We start from the raw sequence: 3,199 nt of genomic DNA, 5'->3' as shown, positions 1-3,199 counted from the left end.
TTATTAAGTGCAAGGGTCTTTTACCAATTTTAAGGCTTTTTCGCCCCTTTCTACTCACTTTTTTCGGCGCCCAAAATCCTTGTAACCTTTCTTGGCTAAACATTTGAGACTTATTCAGCAAACCCTAATTAAGGAGCAAGGAATGAGAAAGATTGATGCCGAGAAAAGCCTATTTAGCAAACCACTATAGTTCTGAAGAACTAAAGAAAAAGTATCTCAAAAGTCAAGACACTGTTGAATCACTCGTGATGGCATCTACTCTGGAAAATATCTTTAGGATGGACTCTTAAACATAGCGCGATCGCTGTAGGAATTAATTATAATTATAGTCAAGAAATCCTCAAAAAATACAATAAGTTAGGGGAAAAAGGAGTCAAAAATCTCAAAAATAAGCACTCGATACAATCAGGAGGAAAAAAACCTCTATTAACTGAAGAACAACTGCACAAATTAAGTCAAGAATTAGAGTCAAGACCAGCAGATGGCGGGATTTGGACAGGAACGAAAGTAGCTCGTTGGATTGAGAAAGAAACAGGAGTCAAAAAAGTTTGGAATCAAAGGGGATGGGATTACCTAAAAAAGTTCAATTACTCATGGCAGAGTCCGAGACCGAACCATAGAAAAGGCGATAAATTAGAACAAGAAATATTTAAAGCAAATTTACCCTTAAAAGTCATCTGATTGTAGATTGGAGATTGAAGATTTTAGATTTACTCCTCCCTGAAGAGAAGGAGCTTGAAGATTTTAGATTTTTGATTAGTGATTAATGATTTATGAATTGAAAAATTTTAGATTAACTTCGCGCCTTTAAGAGAAGAAGCCTGTGCATGACTAATCTACAATCTACAATCAAAAATCTAAAATTGCGCGGTCAAAAAGTTAGAGGCAAAACATCCAGAATCTGAGGTAGATTTATGGTTTTTTGATGAACATAGAATAGGGCTAAAACCAATATTGAGAAAGGTTTGGGCAAAAATTGGAAAAAGACCAATTGCCGTTGTTAAACCTAGTTATGAATGGCTCTATGTTTATGGATTTGTGAAACCAAAAACAGGAGAAACTTTCTGGTATTTAATTCCTAGAGTTAACACTAAATGGCTCAATCTTGTCTATCAACAGTTTGCTCAAGATGCTGGTATTTCTAAAAAAAAAAGATTTTGTTAGTAGAAGATAATGTGGGATGGCATTTCTTGTAAAAAAGCAACAATTCCTTCAGGAATAACCATCGAATTTTTGCCACCTTATTCTCCAGAATTACAACCAGCAGAAAGACTCTGGACATTAGTAGATGAACCTCTGGTTAATGAATATTTTGAGACAATTAATGAAATTGAAGAACTCTTAGTACAACGTTGTAATATTCTTAGAGAAATGAAAGAAGAAATTAGAAATTTAACTCATTATCATTGGTTAAATTCTCTTTGACGTATAAAGTGGATATGAGAATCGGATTTAGTATTAGAAGCTGTTTTACGTACCGTACGCCACAAAGGCTTTCGCGTTCTTCCTAAACGTTGGGTCGTTGAACGTACATTCGGCTGGCTACAGTGGTGTCGCCGATTAAGTAAAGACTATGAAAGATTGCCTCAGACCTCTGAGACTTTTATTTATCTAGCCAGGGCAAACGCATCTTAAATTGAGCGATTATGACAAATTAGTCAAAAAACAGAAAAAGTCAAGTAAAGAATAAGGGTAATACTAAAAGTTTCGTCTCGATGACAAAAACTCAAAAAGCTTTGCTTACTCTGTTTTAAATTAATAATTAATCTAAAACAGAGTAAGCTCTCATAATTGGTGGTATGATAACTCAAAATTATCCTGTATTTTTGGTTAGATTTAGTAGTGAAACTAAAAGCTAAAACCACAATCTCAGAACATTTTTCAGCTATAAAAGACCCCAGATTAGAGAGAACAAAGCTACATCAGTTAATTGATATTATTACCATCACTATCTGTGCAGTAATAAGCGGAGCCGAAAGCTGGGATGATCTAGAAGATTTCGGTCACTGTAAATATGATTGGTTAAAATCCTTTTTAAAGTTGCCAAATGGGATACCATCTCATGATACTTTTAATCGAGTATTTGCTCGTATAAATCCTCAAGAGCTAGAAAAATGTTTTTCAGATTGGGTCAAATCGATAAGCAATTTATTACCAGGGTCACAAATTGCTATAGATGGTAAAACTTTACGTCATTCATATGACAATAATTCTGAACAAAAAGCTATCGTAATGGTAAGCGCATGGGCAAGAGAAAGCAGATTAGTTCTAGCGCAAAGAAAGGTATCTAAAAAGTCAAATGAAATTACGGCAGTTCCTGAATTATTGAAAGTTTTAGAACTATCAGGAGCAATCGTAACTATAGATGCAATAGGCTGTCAGACAAAGATTGTCAATCAGATTGTCAATCAAAAAGCTGATTATTTAATTACCCTCAAGAAAAACCAGAGTGGATTATATAAGCGAGTAGATGAGTTATTTAACCTAGCTTTGTCTGACCATAAAAATGAACATTTATCTAGTAAATATACGGTATGTGAATCAGCTCATGGTCGCATTGAACAAAGACAATATCATGTTTTAAATGACATTCGAGAATTGGTAGATTCAAGCAAGAAATGGTCTAATTTTAATTCAGCTGTTCGAGTTGAATATTCACGTCAACTTAAGAATGGCAAAAGCAAACTAGAAAGTAGATATTTTATTACCAGTTTATCTCAAGATGCCAAACAGTTAGCTGAATATATTCGAGGACATCATCTGCATAGAAAATCAACTACATTGGGTATTAGATGTAGGTTTTAATGAAGATGATTCTCGGATTAGAAAAGATAATGCTCCCGAAAACTTAGCAGTGATTAGACACATAGCTCTCAATATCATCAAGCAAGATAAAAGCTTTAAAGCCAGTATTAAAGGTCAACGAAAATGTGCAGGCTGGGATAATAATTATTTACTCAAACTTCTCAAGCAATAAATACTCTTGGTTTGAACTAAAGAGCGATTAAATTGAATGTTTTAAAAAGAGGAAAATAACTCTTCTTTTTTCTCATGTCTTATTTTTCCTTGATTCATAGAAAAGTAAGCCGTGTTGACCATTTTCTAAAAAATGATGCAGATATCAAGTCTTATTTGAGATTGGTAATTTGTTTAAACCCTTTCTCTGCTTGGTTTTTGAAATTTAGGTGCGTTGCCCCTG

General features: G+C 34.0%; 1 protein-coding gene and 3 pseudogenes. All 4 read left to right on the top strand.

What is annotated here, in order from left to right:
- Positions 1-267 precede the first annotated feature (267 nt).
- The 4 genes and pseudogenes from H1P_RS39665 (at position 268) to H1P_RS32155 (ending at position 2,977) form a co-directional block, all read left to right on the top strand.
- Positions 268-681: a helix-turn-helix domain-containing protein gene (locus H1P_RS39665; RefSeq protein WP_222427351.1), complete on the top strand. Its 414-nt coding sequence runs from the start codon at positions 268-270 to the stop codon at positions 679-681.
- A 273-nt stretch (positions 682-954) separates the two neighbouring features.
- Positions 955-1,425 (top strand): annotated as a pseudogene (locus tag H1P_RS39660) (transposase).
- A 33-nt stretch (positions 1,426-1,458) separates the two neighbouring features.
- A pseudogene (locus H1P_RS32160) lies at positions 1,459-1,635 on the top strand (transposase); the annotation flags it as partial.
- 207 nt (positions 1,636-1,842) lie between these two features.
- Positions 1,843-2,977: pseudogene (locus H1P_RS32155) on the top strand (ISAs1 family transposase).
- Positions 2,978-3,199: the final 222 nt, after the last annotated feature.

The sequence above is a fragment of the Hyella patelloides LEGE 07179 genome, from assembly GCF_900659865.1.
Lineage (GTDB): Bacteria > Cyanobacteriota > Cyanobacteriia > Cyanobacteriales > Xenococcaceae > Hyella > Hyella patelloides.
The sequence above is the reverse complement of the archived record's forward strand: the minus strand, read 5'-3'. Positions and strand labels throughout refer to the sequence as shown.